Source organism: Phycisphaerae bacterium (assembly GCA_035275405.1).
Lineage (GTDB): Bacteria > Planctomycetota > Phycisphaerae > UBA1845 > UTPLA1 > DATEMU01.
Window position 1 is genome coordinate 202,076 of the sequence record DATEMU010000007.1, and the last position, 21,509, is coordinate 223,584.

Below are 21,509 nucleotides of genomic sequence, written 5' to 3' on the forward strand. Positions count from 1 at the left end.
TGAGAGGGACCTTTGTCGGGATCTCTTCACGATCTGCAATTCAGGGGTGGTTTTTGGGCGCCTGCTTCGCTTGTTTGATCGCCATCGCCGGGTGCTCGCTGCGCAAGAAGGAGGCGGTTTTTCCGCAGGTTTGGGCGACGGGGCCTTCGGAACGAATCGATTCAGGGGAACCGCTGCGCGAGGAGTCGCCTTATTTCCGGTCGACGGAAAATATGATTCGCCTCGTGGGGGCGGTGAATGAGACGGTGGGGGTGGAGTGCGTTTTGTCGGCGATCGGCCGGCCTCCGGCGAGCGTGGGGATTGGGGTGGAGGATTTTGTCGGCGCGACGGCGACGATCGAGCGATCTGCGGTACGGATGTACCGGCACTATCCGGTCACGATTGAGCGCTTCCCGCGGTGGTATGTGCGGACACTGGGGCCGAGCGAGGGGCGGGAATTTCCAGACGCACTGGTGCCACTGGGAAATATGGAGAGCGGGGCGGCGGATACGCTGGTCGTCGCGGCGGGGACCAACCTGCCCGTTTACATCGAGGTGCGCATTCCCAAGGACGCGCGACCGGAGACGTATCATTCGGCCATTGTGCTGCGGACCGGAGAGAATGAAACGTGTCGAGCGCCGATTGAGCTGGTGGTGAGGGACGTTTTTTTGTCACCGGAGGACGCGTTGCCTGTTGTGGCGGGTGTGCAGCTCGGGCCGATCCTCGAGGCGCAGACGGGGCTCGATCCGCGCAACATCGGGGCGGCACTGGACAACGACGGGGCGCGGGGGGTGATGCGGGAAGCGTTCGAGCTTCTGCACGAGCACGGGCTGTCGCCCTACACGAACGACGTTCGGCCGAGGGCGCTGCCGACCGGCGAGGGCGGCGCGATGGACTGGGAATCGTACGATCGTTTCTGCGGGCCGCTGATCGACGGGACGGCGTATGGCGACGGGCGGGCGGCGCATGCGTGGCCGCTTCCGGTTGACGTACATCAGCCGGATCCGGCGCAGTACGAGGGCCTCGCTTCGCCGAGCTATCGGGCGGCGCTGCGGGCGCAACTCGCGGAGGTGCATCGCCATTTCAAATCCGCGGGGTGGCTGGAAAAGAGCTATCTCGATTTTGATTATCCGCCGTCGGTCAACCCGTCGGCGGAAGAATACGAGCGATTTCGCGGGCTCGCCTCGCCGGCTAAAGGGCTCGATCCTCGACCGGTGATCCTCTCGCGACTGATTCCTCAGCCCATGGGGGCCTTCGGGTGGTTCGACTATCGCCACGAGGAACTCGATGAAGTGGTGGGGATCTGGGCGACGCCGGCGCGTTATGAACATGCGGCGACTTTGGCGTCGCTGCGATCAAACGGAAAGCGAACGTGGATGCTGCCGGATCGACCGCCCTACTCGGGGTCGCTGGGGGTCGAAGCGCCGCCCGTCCACGCGAGAAGTCTTGCGTGGCAGGCGTTCTTGCGGGGGCATGAAGCGATCCTGCTTCCGAAGACGACAGATTGGCCGGCGACGATTCTTGGAGAGCCGATTGCCGATTCTGAAACGGCGACCGATACATGGTTGATTTATCCGGGGAAGCATTTCGGGGTGGATGGATTCGTGCCATCCGTGCGGCTTAAACAATTGCAGATCGGCCTGCAGGAGTATCAATACCTGCGGCTGCTGGAGGAAAACGGGCGGGCGGAGACGGCGCGGCTCCTGGCGGCATCATTGATACAGGCGAGCGGGACGGACGCATACGGCGATCACTATCAGGACGGCGTGACGGGGCGGAGAGTGGACGATCCGGAGGTGTGGGAGCAGGCGCGCGCGCTATTGACCCAGGAGACGGCCCTGGCGCTGGCGGAGGAACGGGAGGACGCTGTAGATTCCTCGCTGAACCTGATGGGATGGGCGCGGTTTCTGGGGGCGACGCGGCGTCTGGAGGCGCGGGTGGAGTCGGCGCGGGTGAGCGTCGATCCGCGTACGCGGCAGCCGAAATATCTTGTGACGTTTGACGTGGCGATTCGCAGCAGCCTGCGGACGAGCATCGAAGGAGAGCTGAGTTTTGGGGGATTGCCCGCGGGGGCGCGGGCGATCAAGGTTCCCGCGCGCGTCGGACCGGTGCAGGAATGGGGAATGGTCAAGCGCGCGATCGCGTACGAGACGACCGAACTGCCGCCGCGCGATCTGGACGGGCATTTCCGCCAGACGATCGTGTTCGATGCCGGGGCATCGGGGCGGGTGCAGGTCGAGGGGGTCGTCTCCGTCGTCGCGCCGGTGAAGGCGGCGCGTCCGATTCTGATGGATGGCCGGCTCGATGATTGGGGGCCGGGGGAGTCGAACGTAGCGGGAGATTTTCGCCTGGTCGACGATCAAGCGCCGCGACCGCGCGCAGAGCGGCAAACGGTCGCGTATTTCTGCTATGCCGGCGATTATCTATACGTCGGCGTTCGCGCTGCCGTGCCTCCCGGGGCGACGGCGAGTGCGGGGATGATGCGGCGGAACATCGTGGAGTACGAGGATTTGACGCCGGTCGGCGAGGATCTGGTGGAGATCCTGTTGGATCCGACGGGCGCGGGAACGCTCAGCGACGATCTGTATCACATCGTCATCAAGTCGACGGGGGACCTTGTTGTCGAGCGCGGCGTCGGGGTGACGCCGCCGATCGGTCGAACGGAGCCGTGGGCGGGCAAGCGACCGGACTATGCGGTGTCGATCAGCGACGACGGCTGGACGGCGGAGATTGCGATCCCGATTTCGTCGTTGGGGCCGCAGGCGGCGCGGAGCCGGGTGTGGGGGATCAACCTGGCGCGGATGGAGCCGCAGCGCGGAGAGTATTCGGATTGGGCGCGTGCGCCGCGGCATTGCTATGACGCGCGGTCGTTGGGGAATCTCATTTGGCCGGAGTAGAAGATCTCGCGCCCAGCCGGGGGCGGAAATCTTGGACAATGGCGGATTGCGGCAACCACAATACGGGTACGGTACAGGCTGCCGGGCGGTCTGCGGATATTTCCGCTTTCATGTGGAGTCATCCGCGGGGACGATTGCAAGTGGCCAGATAGTGGCCCAGAAGCGCCGAGGACAACTTTTTCATAACATTTGCCGGCGGACGGGGTTCGAGGCTCTTTCAGGGGCAACGGGCGACTTGGGAGTGCGGCTTGGCACGCTTCTTGCTAGTGGTCTCTTCGACGTCGCCGGGGCGAGCGAAAGCTGTGGCGGTTCGTGGTTTTTTAGTGGAGGGAATATGGGCTCCTGTCGACTCGCGCACATATCCGCGTTCATAAGCGTCTTTGCAATCCCGTGCCTTGCTGTTGCTCGGCCCGCCACCTTCATGGGACTTGGCGATTTGCCTGGTGATCCCCATTGGAGCCAAGCGTTGGGTATCTCCCCCGACGGCGGAACTGTGGTGGGGGTTGGGGACTATTCAGCCAGTGGATTCTCTGAGTTCGGACACGCTTTTCGCTGGACGGCCGATACTGGGGTCAGCGGACTTGGAGTACTTGCGGGCGTTCCCAACACTTTTGCATACGGTGTTTCGCTCGGTGGAACTGTCGTAATCGGAACTGGGTTGACCCCCGAACAAACCGAAGTGGCCTTTCGTTGGACCGAAGCGAGCGGAATGCTCCCCTTAGCGAACTTGGGGGGTACGGAAAGTGCTGCACGAGGAGTCTCGTGGGACGGCAGTGTAATCGTGGGACTATCAACCAGTTCGAGCGGCAGAGAGGCCTGTCGTTGGGTTGGCGCAGATCCTCCGATGACCTTGGGTATTTTACCGGGGGGAATATTGAGCGATGCTTCAGCGGTGTCGGCTGACGGTACTGTCGTTGTCGGCTACAGCCATACAAGAGTGGGCAATCGCGTCGGAATTGAGGCATTTCGCTGGACAGAAGCGACAGGGATGGTCGGCCTCGGTGGGCTGCCTGGAGGCAGACTGAGCGATCGTGCGAATGCAGTTTCTGCGGATGGAGCCCTTGTTGTTGGATATGCTGCGGCAGCCACAGATTCGCACGCATTTCGATGGTCTCAGTCAACTGGAATGATCGATCTCGGCACGTTGCCGGTTGATCCGTTCCGTAGCCGATACAGTACAGCGCTCGGAGTATCAGATAATTCTGTGATCGTCGGTCAAAGTGCATCGGGTTCCAGTTGGGAAGCGTTCATTTGGGACGAAACTCATGGAATGCGATCTCTCCGTGACGTTCTAACCCAACAATATGGAATCGATCTCGACGGATGGTTCCTCGCAGCGGCTACCGCGATAACTTCTGATGGCCAAATCATTGCGGGCTATGGTGCAAACCCGGAAGGACGGGGCGAAGCGTGGATTGTACAGTTGCCGGAGCCGGGCGCTTTGGCTCTGTTTGCACTTGGCTGCATTGGGTTAATTTGTTACCGGCCGATGTGGCGGCCATGCTCACGGTGAAAAAGCAGAAAAGCGGGACGACAATCTCCACTATTTATCTTTCGGTCCCAAAAGAGGTTCGTGTCGCCTGCCTTCAGCCCATCCCTGTAAATCTTGTAAATCCCTATACCTTTCTAAGGCCCTGTCGGCACCGCCCACGGTTGCGGTGCGCCGTACGCGTCGATCCAGATGAAGCGATAGGAATCGGAGTCGAGGGGCTGATCGAATTTAAGCTCGATCGACTTCACGCCGCGCTCGTCGACGTCCGTGATCCGGCAGGTAAAGGGGCCAGCATCGGACTCATCGCCGATCTGGCGTGGGCGGTTGCGCTGAGATCCCATGCGGCCGAGGAAATTTTGCAGGAAGCGCGTACCGGCGACATCCAGGCGGAGGGTGCGGGCATCGACGCGCGTGGCGACGGGGTCGGCGGCGTCAGTAAGGAGACGGACGCCGACGGGCGGGTCGGGGTGAACGCGGCGGAAGCGGTCCTGCAAGAAGAGCCCGTCATACGAGAAGCGGCTGTTGACGACGAAGAGTTCATCGCCGGGCTGGGGCGGGCGTTGGAACGTGGCAAGCATGGCGCGGAGGTTATTCTGCGCGCAGTGCTCCATGTAGTTCATGATGTGTACGGTTGCGGCGGAGGTCACGAGTTGGATGACAATAAAGAGCGCGAGGGGGAGGGCGCGAAGGCGATAGGAGCCGTTGTCGCGCGGGCGCGTCAGCCAGGCGGCGGCGAGGAAGGCCAGGCCGACACTGGGCAGGACCATGACGCGGTCGTCGGGCGGGGTGCAGGCGAGGATGGGGAGGAAGAGGAGGGGCCAGAGGGCCATGGCGGCGAGACCGCGCTGCCGGCGATGGTGGAGGAGGAACATGATGGCGAGGGCGGTGAGGGCGAGGGCGCCGACGAGGGCGAAGTACGGCAGCAAGTCTCCGCGGCCGACCTGGAATTCGAGCAGGAAGGGATTGACGGGAATGATCCAGGCCGTGAGCAGAAGTACGGCGCGGATGGGCGCGGTGCGGAGGTAATCGAGCGGGGCGGCGAGGGGGTCGAGCATCGGCGAACCGTTCGCGCCGCTTTCCGAGCGGAGGTAGAGCGCGAACCAGGCGACGCCGAGCATGAGCCAGCAACTGGTAATGATGCGTGCGCGGCGGGCGGCGTCGTGTTCGCGGCGGAAGATCAGCCAGGCGCAGATGGGCCAGAGGATGAGGGGGAGGACGGCTTCTTTGGAGAAGAGACCGGCGACGAGGAGGAGGAGTGAGCCGATGAGGGCGGCGAGCGATCCGTCGTAGAGGTAACGCGAGGCGAGGAGGGCGGCGGCGACGGAGAGGATGAGGGCGACGATGTCGCAGTGGGCGGAGATGAAGACGATGGGGATGGCGTGGCAACTGGCGACGGTGAAGATGAGCGCGCCCCAGCGGGCGAGGCGCTCGTCGCGACCAAGGAGGCGGAAGAGCTGCAGGACGAGGAGGACGCCGACGACGTAGAGGGCGATGCCGACGAGGCGGAAACCCAGCGGCCGGTCGCCGAAGAGGAGGTACTCGGCATAGAGGAAGCGCTCGGAGAGGGGGCGGAAGTGCTTGTATTTGAACGAGTCTTGCAGCCACCAGGGGTACCAGCCGGCGGTGCGCTCAATCTTGTTCTGCTCGCCGCCGGGGAGGAACTGGTAGGCGCCGGGCGAGTCGCGGAGGCCTTCGTGATATTCACGGAAGACGCGGAGCATGCGGTGGTCGTCGACCATGAAGTCGCCGGCGAGCGAGGGGGCGAAGAGGGCGGCGATGAGGGCGATGAGGAAATATTGCGGGCGCGGCGTGGATTCGTACCAGAGGGCGAAGCGGGCGCGCTTGCGGGGGGCGGGGGGCATCGGCGGAGTTTAATGGCGAATGGCGAATAGCGAATAGCGATGTGGTTTCCACAGATGAACGCAGATGGCGCAGATGAGATTCGTAGCGAGCCACCCGGGGGGAGGGGGGAGGGCAGGGGGGGGAAATCCAGCGAAAACGACCGGAAAAATGGACGGGACTTGCACTTCGTTGGCGACATGGTTTGGTACCTCGGGGCAGGCGCGGAAACTTTCGCCGCGGCGACTCTTCGGCGCTCCACGCCGGGTCCCGCCCAGGCGGATCTGCGACTTCGACCGGGGCGGCGAGCTTTCAGCCAGAAGCCGTGAGCCATAACTTTGACGACAACGACGGCTTCGCCGCTTTTCTTGTCCTTTTCCTCAATCCTTGCTTAGCACTGCCTAGAATATGAGCGTTAGCCATGAGCCTTTTCCATTTGCGGAAAGCTGAAGGGGCGGAGACGCCCTCGCAGTTAGGCGGTGCAAGCCTTGATGGGGGCGAGACTTCCGTTTGAATTGCCGGTGTTTCGGAAGTGGATGGCACGGAAAATGCAAGACGGTGCTAACGGACGTCGCGATGACCGGCTTTGCGGGCCGATGCGTGGCACCGCCCGCATTTTCGTAAGATGATTCGTGAGGGCGTGCTACCAAGGAGGAGGCTTTGTGTCTCTCGTTGCTGACACGCGAAGAAACTGTGCTCATCGCGTTCTGTTGTTCCTGATCGCGGCTTTTCCCGTGTTGACTCTCGCCGATCGGGCCGGCGCCCAAGCCGTCTCGAACCGACCACGGCCGGACTTGTGGGTCACCGACGGACTTGTCTATGCCATGGCGCAGGAATCGGGCATCCTCTACATTGGCGGCGACTTTACCTACGTCGGTCCTAACACAGGCGGCGGGGCCTTCGTCGACGCCGCGACCGGCGAAATTTCAACGGGTCGCCCGGCGATAACCGGGCATGTCTATTCGACAATCAGCGATGGCGCGGGCGGCTGGTACATTGGGGGCAACTTCACCTCGATCGGCACGACGCCGCGAAATCACATTGCCCACATCCTTGGCGACGGCAGCGTCGATGCCAACTGGAACCCCGATGCGAACGATTGGGTGTACGCTCTAGCCATTTCCGGCGGGAGAGTTTACGCCGGAGGCCTTTTCACCAGCATCGGCGGGCAGGCACGAAACCACGTCGCCGCCCTCGATAGCTCCGGAAACGCTCTTACCGAGTGGGACCCCGACGCGAATGACTTTGTATTCGCTCTGACCGTCTCCGGCGGGACCGTTTATGCCGGAGGCTGGTTCACCACAATCGGCGGTCAGGCGCGCAACCGCATCGCCGCCCTGGATAGCACCGGCGTTGCCCTGTCTGACTGGAACCCCGATGCAAACGATTCAGTGTACGCGCTAACTGTTTCCGGCGGGACGGTCTATACCGGGGGCAATTTCACCATCATCGGCGGTCAGGCGCGCAACCGAATCGCCGCCCTCGATGGCTCCGGCAACGCACTGCCCAACTGGAACCCGAATGCGAACAACAATGTGCGGGCTCTGGCTGTCACCGGCGAAACCGTCTATGCCGGCGGCTGGTTCACCAGCATCGGCGGCCAGACGCGCAGGCGCATCGCCGCGCTGGATGGCTCCGGTAATGTCCTGCCTAACTGGAATCCCGATGCGAACAGCTATGTGTCGGCTCTGAACGTCTGCGGCGGAACGGTCTATGCCGGAGGCTTATTCACAAGCATCGGTGGGCAGCCGCGCAACTATATCGCCGCTCTGGACAGTTCCGGAAATGCCTTGGCCGACTGGAACCCGAATGCGAATGACTCTGTGCTTGCCTTGGCCGTGTCCGGCGAGACGGTCTATGCAGGTGGCGTGTTCACCAGTATCGGCGGGCAGGGGTGCAACTACATTGCCGCGCTGGAGAGCTCCGGCAAAGCCTTGCCCAACTGGAACGCCTATGCGAATAACTCTGTACGCGCCCTGGCTGCCTCGGGCGGGACAGTCTATGCAGGGGGATCTTTTACCAGCATCGGCGGACAAGCACGCAACCGCATCGCTGCTCTGGACAGCTCCGGCAACGCCCTGCCCAATTGGGTCCCCAATGCGAATCTCCCTGTATCCGTCTTGACCGTTTCCGGCGGGACGGTCTATGCCGGCGGCTATTTCACGAGCATCGGCGGGCAATCGCGCAACTTCATCGCCGCACTGGACGGTTTCGGCAACGCACTTCCCAACTGGAACCCCAATGCGAATCGCGATGTATACGCGCTGGCCGTCTCCGGCGAGACGGTCTATGCCGGTGGCTTTTTCACCAGCATCGGCGGGCAGTCGCGCAACTATGTCGCCGCCCTGGATAGCGACGGCGACGTCCTGCCCGACTGGAACCCCAATGCGAGCTGGATTGTACGTGCCATCGCTGTCTCCAGCGCGACGGTCTATGTCGGCGGCAATTTCACCAGCGTCGGCGGGCAGCCGCGCAGCTTTATCGCCGCACTGGACGGGTCCGGCAACGCTCTTCCCAGCTGGAACCCCAATGCGAATGGCAGCCTAAACGCCCTGGCCGTTCATGGCGGGACGCTTTTTGCCGTGGGTGGTTTTACAAACATCGGCGGACAGGCGCGCAACTGCATCGCCGCCCTAGACGACTCCGGCGATGCGCTAGCCAACTGGAGCCCCAATTCGAATTACGCTGTGCATGGCCTGGCCATATCCGGTGGGACGGTCTACGTCGGCGGCAATTTCACCAGCATCGGCGGGCGGACGCAGCCCTATCTCGCCGCTTTCAACGTGCTGGGCGACCTGAATTGTGACGATCGCGTGGACGGAAACGACATCGCGCCGTTCGTGTTGGCCGTGATCGACCCGGCCGGCTTCGCGGCGAGCAGCGGCGGATGCGACATTTTTCATGCGGATGCCAATGACAACGGGTCGATTGAGTTCGCCGACGTAAGTGCGTTTGCCGACCTGATTCTGACGAGCGGAACGTAATGGGCGGTCCCTTGTGGATGGCAAGCGGGATTGTCGATGGCGTCGGCGGGTGGAACCCGCCCTACCGCGGCGTCGTCCGGCACAGAGGCCGGACACTACAGTGGTACCACAAAATCAGATATCCAGGTCTTTGACGTGGATGGCGTTCGTCTCGATGAAGCCGCGGCGGATTTCTACGTCGTCGCCCATGAGGATGGAGAAGATGCGGTCGGCGGCGCGCCAGTCGACTTCCAGTTGCTCGCGGTCTTCGACTTCTTCGGTGATGACGACCTTCAGGAGCTGGCGCTTGGTGGGGTCGAGGGTGGTTTCCCAGAGTTCCTCGGGATTCATTTCGCCGAGGCCTTTGAAGCGCTTGATGGTGGCGCCCTGCTGGCCGAGCTTACGGACGCCTTCGGCGACGGAGGCGAGGTTGCTGAGTTCGGCGGGGTCGTGACCCTCGGGCATGAGGACATACTTGGCGGGGGAGAGTTCGCCGGTGACGAGTTCCTCGCGTTTGGCGAAGTAGTCGGCGAGGACGAGCTGGTGGTCCTCCAGCCAGCGGAGGCACTTGTCGAGGCGGCGGCATTCGGGCAGTTCGTAGCGGACGAGCTGGGTAACCTGACCTTCGGCGGAGGGGGTCGTGGGGATGCTCATGCCGCCTTCGAGGACCTCCAATGCGCCGAGGCGCTCCTGCGTTTCGCGGCGGAAGCGGTTGAACGCGTCGTCGTCCGCGAAATAGTGCTCCTCGGCGCCGAGGACTGCACGGATTTGCGGCAATGGCGGGCCACTGGATTTGTGGTGAGTCTTGATGAAGGCTTCGAAATCGATGCCGCGGCGGCGCAGGACGCGATCGATGTATTGCATGTCGTCGAGGACGCGGACGAGTTCGCGGAGGTCGTCGCCGGTGAGGGAGCGTTCCTTTCCGTTGTGGCGACCGTCCGGGCCGGATTCGCGGATGGCCAGGCGGGTGTTATCGAGGCCCCAATCGGTCAGCTTGCCGTCGAGGATGGTGTCGTTGAGGACGAATTCGGCCTTCTTGCCGCGCTTGAGTAAATAAAGCGGGGGCTGGGCAATGTACATATAGCCCTGCTTGATCAGCTCGGACATGTTGCGGAAGAAAAAGGTGAGCAAGAGCGTGCGGATGTGGCTGCCGTCCACATCGGCGTCGGTCATGATGATGATCTTGCCGTAGCGGCACTTCGTCGGGTCGAAATCCTCCGTGCCGGGTACGCCGCAGCCGAGGGCGCCGATGATGGTTTTGATTTCTTCGTGCGCCAGGATCTTGTCGGCGCGGGCCTTTTCGACGTTAAGGATTTTACCCTTGAGGGGCAGGATCGCCTGGGCGAGGGAGTCGCGGCCCTGCTTGGCGGAGCCGCCGGCGGAATCGCCCTCGACGAGGAAGAGTTCGGATTCGTCGGGATTCTTGCTGCGGCAGTCCCAGAGTTTGCCGGGGAGGTTGCCGCTGGAGAGCGCGCTCTTTCGTGTGGCTTCGCGGGCCTTGCGGGCGGCCTCGCGGGCGGCGGCGGCCTGGATGCCTTTGTTGATGACGCGCTTGGCGTCGCCGGGGCTTTCCTCCAACCAGTTGCCGAGTTGTTCGTTGACGACCTGCTGGACGAAGGACTCGACGTCCAGGTTCATGAGCCGGTCTTTGGTCTGGCCCTGGAAGTCAGGCTCGCGGACCTGGACGGAGACGACGGCGGTGAGGCCCTCGCGCCAGTCTTCGCCCTTGAGCGTGAGGTCGCCCTTCACCAGGTTGTTTTTCTTGGCGTAGGCGTTGAGGGTGCGCGTGAGGCCGGTCTGGAAGCCGGAGAGATGCGTTCCGCCGTCGCGGTTTTTGATGTTGTTGGCGAAGGCGAGGATGTTTTCGTTGTAGCTGTTGTTGAACTGGAAGGCGATCTTGCAGCCCAGACCGGCGGCTTCGTCGCGGCTGCTGAGTACCTTGACCTTGTGCAGGCCCTCCTTGCCTTCGTTCATGTGGTCGACGAAGGCGCGGAGACCGTCGGTGTAGCAGAACTCTTCCTGCTTGCCGATCCGCTCGTCGACGAACTGGACCTTGAGGCCCTCGTTGAGATAGGCGAGTTCGCGAAGGCGCGTCAGCAGAGTCTCGGTGCGGAAATTGGTGTCGGCGAAGATCTCCGGGTCGGGCTTGAATTCGACGCGCGTTCCGGTGCGCGTGGTTTCACCGATAACCTCGATCTCCTTGACGGCCTTGCCGCGCTCGAAGCGCATGGTGTAGACCTTGCCGCCGCGCTGGACCTCGACGACGAGGTACTCGGAGAGGGCGTTGACGACGCTGACGCCGACGCCGTGGAGGCCGCCGCTGACGGCGTAGGAGTCGCGATCGAACTTTCCGCCGGCGTGAAGGACGGTGAGGACGATTTCGAGGGAACTCTTGCCGTCGAGTTGGGGGTTTTCGGGAAGACTCTTGGGCTCGACGGGGATGCCGCGGCCATCGTCGGTGACGGTGCAACTGCCGTCGGCGTTAATCTTGATGAGGATGTTGCGGCAGTAGCCGGCGAGGGATTCATCGACGGAGTTATCGACGACCTCCCATACCAGGTGGTGCAGGCCGTGGAGACCGGTGTCCCCGATGTACATGGAAGGGCGTTTGCGGACGGCTTCCATGCCTTCGAGGACGCGAATGCTGTCGGCATCGTAGGCCTGGGGCGAGGGCGGGGCCGGGCGCGGGGGTTCCAGCGTCGCGGCGGCGTCGGGGTTGACGGTGGTTTGACTCATGGGCGTTTATTTCTTGTTCCGCGTCCGCCGCGGCCGATCTTCGACCGGGGCGGTTGAGTGCTTGCGCTTTCCTTCGCCTGCTGTCCCAAGCGAAAGTCGATTCGCTTGATGACTTCGGAGCCGACTGCCGTATTCAAGGCGTCGATCAGGGCCTGTCCCCACTGGCGACCGAGGACGTAACGAGTCGCCGCGCTATCGGCCACGACGCGGAGACGACCCGAGGAGAGCCCCTCGACGCTAGCGGACTCCCGGAACTCCGAGGGCACCAGCCGTTGCCAAGCGACCCGGATTTCGTCGAGCGGGCCGGCCGGCTGCAACCGGGAATCTTTCGCGACCGTGTCGAGCAGATCCTGCAAGCTCGCCGGCGGGCGGGTTCGCCAGGAGGTTTGATTATAGCGCCGCCAGAACAATTCTTGTAGCGCCCGCGGGGCCGTATCCAGGCGATGGGAACGCAGGATTGCGCGGCGGTCGGCGCCGGTTCTCATGGTGGAATCCTTCGAGAAGCGGCCTGCCGCTTCCTCCTTGAATTACGACAGGTTTACGGGCATTACAACATATTGAAAGCTGGGCCCGCTTTTAATGACGCCGGGCTTGGCGCCGTCTTTCAGCTCAAGGGTGATATTTTCGCCGCAGATGCGGAGGGCGTCGATGAGGAATTCGGGGTTGAAACCGATGACCAGATCGGGGCCGGCGTACTCGGCCTTGAGCCGGACCGTCGCTTCGCCCTGTTCAGGGGCACGGCTAGAAAGGACCATGCCCTCGGAACTGAGGGCGATGCGGATGCCCTTGGATTCGACGCTGGCCAGGAGAGCGGCCCGTTTTACGGCGCTGAGGAATTCACCGGTATCGAGGGGGATTTTCTTGTCCTGGTCGCGGGGGATGACATCCTGGTACTTGGGAAAGTGGCCCTCGACGAGGACGCTGCTGATGGTGGCGCGTTCTGAACGGAGGACGATCTGGTTGGAGGAGAGCCGGATGTCGAGGGATTCGTCGGCGGAAAAGTGGAGCTTGCTGAGGAGGTTCAGGGCCTTGGTCGGCACGATGGCATGGGCGTCGTCACCGACGGATTTTTCGAGGGAGGCACTGGACATGGCCAGGCGCCGGCCGTCGGTCGCGACCAAGTTGAGCTTCTTGTCCTGTTTTTCCCACAAGACGCCATTGATGGCATAGCGGGTATTTTCGCGGGCGGCGGCGAAGAGCGTTTGATCGACGGCGGCCCGGAGGGGTCCGATCTTGATTGTGAAATTGGGGTCGCCTTCCATGTCGGGTATCGGGGGGAACTCGCGGACGTTCTGGCCGACGATCTGGAAGTGGCTGTCCGAGCCGCGGATATTGAGTACGTCCTGGGCCGTGTCGAACGAGAGGGTTTCGTCGGCTGATTCGCGGACAATGTTAAAAAGCCGGTCGCCGCCGACGAGGGTGTCGCCGGGCTTGGTGACGTCCACCTGACGCACGCGGTAACGAAGGCCGACCTCCTGGTCGTAGGCGGAGAGGGTCAACTGGTCCTTTTCCGCGGTGAGGCGGACGCACTGGAGTATCGGCTTGGGTGTTCGCGCGGACGTGATGGCCGAGGTGGCCGAGAGGGCGTCCAAAAGGGCGAGTCGATCACAGACGAATTTCACGGCAGTTCCCTCCTTGAAGAGAAACTCAACGATTCGGTTGGCAGGTTATGTCTTGATGAATGTATATATAAGTTCTTCGTCATGCTAATAACGACTGTAAAAATGGACGATTGAGAGGGCGTCGAGCGCCAACCTTCGTACCACGGGAATCCTACAAGAAATCGGGTCATTCGTCCACGCTGGATAAGCTGTCAGGAGTCCTGTTGGCAAGGCCACGCCAACCGTACTTGCACACAGGAGACCGCGCCCCGGACGCCGCGCCCTGTGTGTAACTGCGAGGCCGATTCACGTTATCCACAACAAATCCCACGCCCGGTGATTGCTTTTCGACGACCATTTTGGCCGGGGATGTCACGTTCCCTGCAGGGCCATTTCGATTTCTTCCAATCTGGTGCGGAAGGCCGAATCTTTTTGGCGGCGACGGGCGACGAGTCGATTGGCATGGATGACGGTGGTATGGTCGCGTCCGCCGAAGAACCCGCCGATCTCGCCCAAGCTGTGCGGCGTGAGTTGGCGGGCGAAGTACATGCACACCTGCCGCGGCAGGACGATCGATCGGCTTCGTTTTCGACTCTGCAGGTCCGTTAGTTTGACTGCAAACCGATCGGTGACGACGTTCATGATGTCCTGAATGCGGATTGCACGCTGCTGGAGCGGGCGATCCCCCCCCAGCACGCGCTGGGCAAAGGCCAGATCGACGGGCCGATTTTCGACCATGGCATGGCTGTGGAGGCGGTTCAGCGCTCCTTCCAACTCGCGGGCATTGGATTTGATGGTCGTGGCGAGGTGGTTGATAACATCGTCGGGAAGCTGCCAACCGCGGAGGCCGAGCTTTTTGCGGAGGATGGCCAAGCGGGTTTCGAAACAAGGGGAGTCGATTCGGGCGACGAGTCCCCATTTGAAGCGACTGATGAGGCGCTCTTCGAGTTGTGGAATGTCCGCCGGGGAGCAGTCGGCCGAGAGGACGATCTGCTTGTGAAGTTGGTAGAGGGTGTTGAAGGTATGAAAGAATTCCTCCTGCGTACGATCCTTGCCGGTCAGGAATTGCAGATCGTCGATGAGCAGGAGGTCGGCGTGGCGGTAGCGGTAGCGGAAGCTGCCCATGGCGCCTTTCTCCACCGCCTCGACAAAATGGTTGACGAACATCTCACACGAGAGGTAGACGATTCGTACTGCCGGCGAGTGGTCGAGGATTCGGTGGCAGACGGCCTGTAAGAGGTGCGTCTTGCCCAGGCCCGCGCTGCCGTGGATGAAGAGAGGGTTATAGACGGTGCCGGGGGACTGGCTGACGGCGGAGCAGGTGGCATGAGCCAGTTGGTTGCAGGGGCCGACGACGAAATTCTCGAAGACGTAGTCGCCGTTCAGGCGGACGGGCGGCACGCCCGGCTCCATACCATAGGAGGGACCCTGGGCGTGATCGGGCGGGGCCACCGGCGAGTCGCCAGATCCTTCAAATCGGACGGAGACCAGTCGGCCCGTCGCGGCCTGGGCGGCCTCGACAAACGGGTGGAGGCAATGTTCCTCCAGGTAGCACAATTGAGCGCTGTTTTCGGCAAGAACCTGAAGTTCGCCGCCGACGAGATGACCGGGACGAAGTTGACTGAACCAGCCGCGCGAGATGGCGGGATGATGGGCGCGGACAAACCCGAGGATGTCGGCCCAGACAGTCTCGCTGATGCGGTCCATTGGGATTTCTTAATCAAGCGGGAGCCCAAGCGGCGAAGCCCGCGAACAGCAGCGTTAATTACTTACAAGTCAAGCAGTTATGCAACGAACCAACCGCGAATGATCGATGTACGCGCATGATATCAAACCCGATGTTGAACCACAACACCCTGAAAGTCGGAAAAGCGATGGCTGTTCGCGAGCGAGGCGGATTTTTCCTAAGGTTCTATCTTCCCGAAGGCTAGGGTGATTTTCCCCGCAGGCCAGGATGCCGAGGAAGGCGGGTGTGTTATTGCAGGTTGAAGCTTTACCGGGATTTGTTACAATGCATGGTTCGGCATCCAGTGATATTCTTGGCCTTGGCGCGGCCGGAAATCGCTCTGCCGGATGTTCTTGATTGTCGAACACGCCCATCATCCGAGGAGCCCCGCAGACTCATGGAGACGATTCTCGATTTCAGCAGTTTGTTGTCCCATCCGACCTTTGACGAAGAACAATATCGCGCGCTGAAGGAGGCGGCGTTTTCCGACGACGAGTCCGTTGAGCGGTTTGCCAGCGCGGTCCGCCAGCTTGCCGAGCGGGCGTCGGGCGAAGGTGACGCGCTCAAGCTGGGGATGTGTTACCTGCTCCTGGGGAACACGACGGCGGCGCACGAATGGCTGGAGAAGGCGCGACCCGGGGCGCAGCGCGATTATTACCTCGGCCAGGTGCTGCGCGACTCCAAGCGCCTGGAGCCGGCGATGGCGGCGTTCCAGTCGGCGGCCCAGGCCGGGTGGGATCGCCTGGAGTGCGAATGTCAGCGGGCCGAATGTCTGATCGCCATGGGCGACCTTTCGGCGGCGGCCGAGTCTCTGCAACGGCAGGCAGGAGCGGGCGAGCGCTCGGCGCAATGGCACTACACGAAAGGCCGGTTGCAAGCGGAACAGGGAGACATCGACGCGGCGATTGCCTCCTATGAAAAAGCGATCAGCCTCAACCCCGATCATGTGTATAGCCTGTTTCATCTGGCGTACCTGCTGGATTTGCACGGGAGCGACGATCGGGCGATGGAGCTTTACCAGCGGTGCACGGAATTGCCCTACATCCACAGCCACGCCCTCATCAATCTCGCGGTGATTCATGAAGACCGGTGCGAATACGACAAGGCGGCGGAGTGCCTGCAGGGCGTGCTGGACGTGAATCCGAATCACGCCCGGGCGCAGCTCTATATGAAGGATGTCATGGCGGCCGAGGACATGTACATCGACGAGCAGCAGATGAAGCTGCAGGAGAAGCACGACGCGGTCCTCGACATTCCGGTGACGGATTTTGAGCTTTCGGTGCGCAGCCGTAACTGCCTGAAGAAAATGAACATCAACACGCTGGGTGATTTGTTGCGCACGACGGAGGCGGAGCTGCTGGCGTATAAGAACTTCGGCGATACTTCTCTTCGCGAGATCAAGGCGATGTTGCTGCAAAAGGGCCTGTCGCTGGGGCAAAACGCCCCCGAGAAGGCCGAGCCGGTCGAGGTTGCGCCGGAGGCGGCGGCGCCCGAGGGCGGCGATCCCGAGGTATATTCCAAGTCGGTGGCGACAATGGAGCTTTCGGTTCGGTCGCGAAAGTGCCTGCAGCGGTTGGGCATCAACACGATCGGCGAGCTGGTGTCGCGATCGGAGCAGGAGCTGCTGGCGTCCCGGAACTTTGGCGCGACTTCGCTGAAGGAAATCAAGGACCGCCTGGTGGAGATGGGGGTCTCGCTCAAGAATTCATAGGCGCCGCCGAACGTCCGACGGCGTAGGGAGACGTCCGTAGCACAGGAAACGGCGGAGTGCTGTCAAACATCGGAAAGAGCAAATCCGTTCTGGCGCTCGCCCGATGGCTGCGGCGGCGGGGGCCGGTGGTCAGCCTCGCCCTGGCCCTGGCGACGATCACACTTTTTTTTGTCGGCTGCCTGAGCTTTACCGAATCCATGGGCTGGCGACCGCTGCGCCCGGAAGAGGCGCCGCCGGAGACGGTCGTCGAGCGGCAGATTCGCGTTCGGCTGTTGGACCGCAAGGCGCGATCGACGGCGCAGTTGGCCATCACCTCTCCGTACAAGATCACGGAAACAAAAAGCGGGCGGGAACTGGCCGGTCCGCAGGAGCGGTTGAGCCGGGCGGAGGTTCGCACGGTTCCCGGAACCGGGATTCAGATCGGCGCGCTGACCCTGGCCAGCGGCGACATCCTGATCCATCCGGCGCGCGACGCGAGCATCATCCTGGAAGACAAGACCTATCGCGGGCTGCTGCGGATTCAACGGACCGGCGAGGGACTCGTCTTTACCAATCATGTGGATATTGAGGCGTATCTCCGGGGCGTATTGCGCGGGGAGCTTCCGCGATCTTTTCATCCCGAGGCATTCCGGGCGCAGGCGGTGGCGGCACGCACGTATGCGCTGTACATGCGGGGGCAGACGCCGGCCGGCCGGTCGTTTGATGTGACCGACGACGAAAGCAGCCAGGTGTACGACGGCGTTCAGGCGGAGGAAGCGGGGGCGGTGGCGGCGGTGTCGGCGACCAGCGGGGAGGTTTGTGTCTGGGGCGGCGGCGGAACGGACGCGATGTTCTGCACGTATTACTCTTCGTGCTGTGGGGGACTTTCGCAGCACGTCAACAACGTTAAGCCGCGCGATCCCGATGTGCCGCCATTGGCCGGGGGAGTGGCGTGCGATGACTGCCAATCGGCGCGGCATTATCGCTGGGGGCCCGTGACGATTTCCAAGGCGGAGGCGACGAAGCGGCTGCTGGCCCGCTATCCGACCCTCAGCAAATTGGGCCTTATCACGAATGTTCGCCCGAAGGAACTGACGAAAGATGGCCGAATCATTCGGATCGAGCTGATCGGCTCCGGCGGGCAAAAAGAGACGCTGATGGGCGAGGATTTTCGGCTTTCCATGGGCGGGCGGATCGTGAAGTCGACGAAGTGCACGATTGTGGCACAGGGCGGAAACTTCATTTTCAAGGATGGCCGCGGGTTCGGGCACGGAATGGGCCTGTGCCAGTACGGGATGGAGACGAAGGCGCGGCGGGGGATGGACCACCGGCAGATCCTGGCGACCTACTATCCCGGGGCCACGATCAAGAAGATATACTGACGCCGGCCGCTACACGTGCGAGGCACATCTCCTTGACCCTGAAACGTCGGCAACAACTCAGTGGGACGCTGACCGGCATGGCGGTGACGACGCTGTGCGTCATGTATTTTTTTGCCCTGGATACCCGGCAGAAGCCCGAACTCTGGACCCTGGATTGGAGGGTGAAAGAGTACAACCGGCTGATGCCGACCACGCCGATTGTGCATGTGGATATTGATGATAACTCGCTGGAGCGCGTCGGGCGGTGGCCGTGGCGCCGGCGGCAGACGGGGGAGTTACTTGCGGCACTGCAGGAATTGAAGCCGGCGTGTGTCATGGTGGACTTGCTGCTCAGCGAGCCGGAGCGGCCGTACGACGACGATCCGCGATTGGACGAAGCGGTGCCCATGGACGGGGGCGTTACCGTCGTCGGCCGGATTTCAGAGGAGAACCGCGTCTATGGCGACCTGGAGCTGGCGGAGGCCATACGGTCGGGCGGGAACGTCATCATGGCGTCGCAGTTCGAGGTTCGCGATCCGCGCGAGCCGGAACTCGCGGCCGAGCGATTGAAGCGGTGGTGGTCGCGAAAAAAAGACGCGACGATCGACGAGGTGTTGCAGTTTTTGTCGCTGCCGGACACGCGCGAGGAGCGGGCGAGGGTTGGGCGCGAGTTATTGCGGCTGAGGATGCGAGACGTCCTCTTGCAGCGGTTTACGCTGAGCGATCGTGAACTGGCCGAGCGGCTGCAATGCACGCCGGCGGAGGCGGCGGCGGTGGTCGCGGGCGTGAAGACGGAGGTCGCCGTGGAGCTGGTCGGGCGGCACTTTGCGGACGGCGCCACGCCGGACACAGTCCTGGAGCTTATCCTCGGCGCGGACAAAGACCGGCAGACCGCGGATCGGGCCGATGTGCTGAGCGCGATTCGTACCCAACTGGGGCTCGCGGCCCTGCGGCGCTCGACCGCGCCGCTGGACTCAAGCGCGCGGGGGAGGCTGCATCGGGCGTATGATCCGGTGCCGTTGTTAAATACGCTGGGGCGGGCCGCGAAGGACATTGCGGCAGTCAACTTTCGCGCGGATGCGGACGGCGCGGTGCGGCGCGTGCCGATCCTGATGAATTACGAGGGCCGTGCGCTGGCGCACCTGGGGCTGGCGGCGGCGCGGCAGATCATGGGGCTGGACATCGGCGGGGCGACGATGTCGGAAGCGGGCGTATTGTCGATCCCCCGGGCGGAGGGAGCGCCCGTGCGAATGCCGCTCGACGACGGGGGCAATCTCATTATTCCGTGGACGGCGACGGGCAAATTCTGGCGGCTGGGACGGGACTTTCCGCATATCTCGGCGGCGAAGGTCTGGGTGCTGGCCGATGCGCGGCGGCAGATCCGCAGCAACGAGACGGCGATCAATTATGCACTAGCGGAAGTGATTGCCGCCAGCAAAGGCCAGTATCAAGTGGTGACCGCGAGCGGACCGGCGGAGTCTGCGCGGGTGGTGGCGGCGGACAATCCCTATCGCGAGCGGGTGAACGAGCAGTTGGCGCTGGCCCGGCGGGCGCGGTTTGCGCGACTGCTGGAGAATCGCCCCGCCGCGGAGGTCGCGGAAATGGAGCGGCAATCCGAGGCGATGCTGACGCAGATTCGCGCGGAGCAGGAGCTGGCGGTCTCGGCGGTCGAAATGATGTGCCAGGACATCGATGGGTTGACGGCGGAGGACCTGGCGGATCCGGCCACGGCGGCCGAGGCGAAGCGATTCAAGGGCGCACAACGGATCATTCAGGAGGATGTGGCGCGGTTACGGGCGGCCAATGAGGCGCTGGAGCGCGACATGGCGGCGGTGCGGGACGAACTGGGGCCCCTGATCAAAGACAAGTACGTGTTCCTGGGGTTCGCCGCGACGGCGCAGGGGGATATCGTGAGCACGCCGATCGACTCGCAGACGAACGGCGTGATGTGCCACGCGCATGTGCTGAACGGGATTTTGCAGGGGCAGTTCATCACGCCGCCGAGCAGGAATCTGGGGATCTGGATCTCGCTGCTGGGCGGGGCCGTCGTCAGTTGGTTTACCAGCGCGCGCGGGCCGCGCATCGCCTTGACGCTGACGCTGGGGTTGATCGCGGCCTACACACTGGTCAACGCGTACGTGTTCTTCATGCTGATGAACTGGTGGGTGCTGCTCGTCGCGCCGGTGGCGACCCTGTTTGTCACCTGGGCGTTCGTGACGCTGTTTCGTCAATTGACGGCAGAGCGCGACCGGCGGCTGTTTGCCCGCGAGCTGGGGCAATACACGTCGCCGCTCATCGCCGCGAGGATCGCGGAGAGCCCGGAGGCGGCGCTGGCGTTCAAGACGGTGCAGACGCGGGAGGTGACGTGCTTTTTCTCCGACCTGCGGGGCTTCACGACGATGACGGAGGAGCAGGACCCGGAAGTGACGCAGCACGTGCTGAACACGTACCTGCACCGGATGAGTCAGGTCATCTGGGCGCGGCGGGGGCTGATCAACAAGTTCATGGGCGACGGGATCATGGCGTTTTACAACCCGTCGGTCGATCCGCTGCCGGAGCATGTGCAGGCGGCGTGCGAGACGGCGCTAGAGGCGATGGAAGAGCTGGAGAAGCTCAAGGTGGATCGGCGGAGCGACCCGGCGACGAAGATTTTCGACGCGCTGTACATGCGCATCGGGCTGGCCAGCGGGCCGTGCAAGAACGGCGACATGGGCTCGGTGCTCAAGACGGACTACACGGTGATCGGCGATGTGGTGAATCTGGCGGCGCGGCTGGAGCCGGCCAACAAGGTGTTCGGGACGCAGATTCTCGTTTCGGGGCCGACGCGGGAGGCGGTGCGCGATCGGTACGAGTTTCGGTATCTGGCGGAGTTGCAGGTAAAGGGAAAGGGACGGACGGTGCCGGTCTATGAGATCGTCGGGCGAAAGGGCTCGCTTTCGGCGGAGCAGCGGGAGTACATCGAGCGGTTCGAGGCGGGTGTCGAGCTTTACAAGCAGCGGAAGTGGGATGAGTGCATCGTTCACTTTACGCGAATCCTCGCGCGGCGGTTCGACGACGCGGGGGCGAGCCGGTACATCGACGCGTGCCAGGAGTTCAAGGCGTTTCCGCCGGAGGATGGGTGGGCGGGGGCGCTGGAGTTGAAGGAGAAATAAGGTGTTACGAAATGACGGGACTTGGACCCGGCCCCCCGTTCGCCCAAATAGTTGACAAAGTCAACTATTTGGA

General features: G+C 62.8%; 10 protein-coding genes. 5 read left to right on the plus strand and 5 right to left on the minus strand.

Annotated elements, in window-relative coordinates; translation table 11 throughout:
* Positions 1-212 precede the first annotated feature (212 nt).
* On the plus strand, positions 213-2,876 hold the full coding sequence (locus VJZ71_10070; GenBank protein ID HKQ48403.1) for a glycoside hydrolase domain-containing protein: 2,664 nt from the start codon (positions 213-215) through the stop codon (positions 2,874-2,876).
* 1,626 nt (positions 2,877-4,502) lie between these two features.
* On the opposite strand, the gene VJZ71_10075 is transcribed toward VJZ71_10070, so the two are convergent.
* Complete coding sequence (locus tag VJZ71_10075) at positions 4,503-6,230, minus strand: hypothetical protein (protein ID HKQ48404.1); 1,728 nt, start codon at positions 6,228-6,230, stop codon at positions 4,503-4,505.
* Positions 6,231-6,869: 639 nt separating this feature from the next.
* Here VJZ71_10075 and VJZ71_10080 point away from each other — a divergent pair.
* Positions 6,870-9,191 (plus strand): hypothetical protein, encoded by a 2,322-nt coding sequence (locus tag VJZ71_10080; GenBank protein HKQ48405.1) that lies wholly within the window; start codon positions 6,870-6,872, stop codon positions 9,189-9,191.
* Between the two features lie 114 nt (positions 9,192-9,305).
* On the opposite strand, the gene gyrB is transcribed toward VJZ71_10080, so the two are convergent.
* The 4 genes from gyrB to dnaA all read right to left on the minus strand — a co-directional run bounded on the left by gyrB (position 9,306) and on the right by dnaA (position 15,214).
* Positions 9,306-11,906, minus strand: a complete 2,601-nt coding sequence (gyrB, locus tag VJZ71_10085; protein ID HKQ48406.1) for a DNA topoisomerase (ATP-hydrolyzing) subunit B — start codon at positions 11,904-11,906, stop codon at positions 9,306-9,308.
* Positions 11,903-12,391 (minus strand): DciA family protein, encoded by a 489-nt coding sequence (locus tag VJZ71_10090; protein ID HKQ48407.1) that lies wholly within the window; start codon positions 12,389-12,391, stop codon positions 11,903-11,905. Before VJZ71_10090 ends, gyrB begins: the two co-directional genes overlap by 4 nt.
* Positions 12,392-12,433: 42 nt before the next feature.
* Positions 12,434-13,528, minus strand: a complete 1,095-nt coding sequence (gene dnaN, locus VJZ71_10095; GenBank protein HKQ48408.1) for a DNA polymerase III subunit beta — start codon at positions 13,526-13,528, stop codon at positions 12,434-12,436.
* 351 nt (positions 13,529-13,879) lie between these two features.
* Positions 13,880-15,214, minus strand: a complete 1,335-nt coding sequence (dnaA, locus tag VJZ71_10100) for a chromosomal replication initiator protein DnaA (GenBank protein ID HKQ48409.1) — start codon at positions 15,212-15,214, stop codon at positions 13,880-13,882.
* A gap of 416 nt (positions 15,215-15,630) precedes the next feature.
* Here dnaA and VJZ71_10105 point away from each other — a divergent pair, with 416 nt between their 5' ends.
* From VJZ71_10105 to VJZ71_10115, 3 genes are read left to right on the plus strand one after another with little or no spacing between them, the layout of a single operon-like run.
* Positions 15,631-16,944, plus strand: a complete 1,314-nt coding sequence (locus VJZ71_10105) for a DNA-directed RNA polymerase subunit alpha C-terminal domain-containing protein (protein ID HKQ48410.1) — start codon at positions 15,631-15,633, stop codon at positions 16,942-16,944.
* A gap of 56 nt (positions 16,945-17,000) precedes the next feature.
* Entirely contained in the window at positions 17,001-18,305 is a 1,305-nt protein-coding gene (locus VJZ71_10110; GenBank protein HKQ48411.1) for a SpoIID/LytB domain-containing protein, read from the plus strand.
* A gap of 32 nt (positions 18,306-18,337) precedes the next feature.
* Positions 18,338-21,436, plus strand: a complete 3,099-nt coding sequence (locus tag VJZ71_10115; GenBank protein ID HKQ48412.1) for a CHASE2 domain-containing protein — start codon at positions 18,338-18,340, stop codon at positions 21,434-21,436.
* The last annotated feature ends 73 nt before the right edge of the window (positions 21,437-21,509 follow it).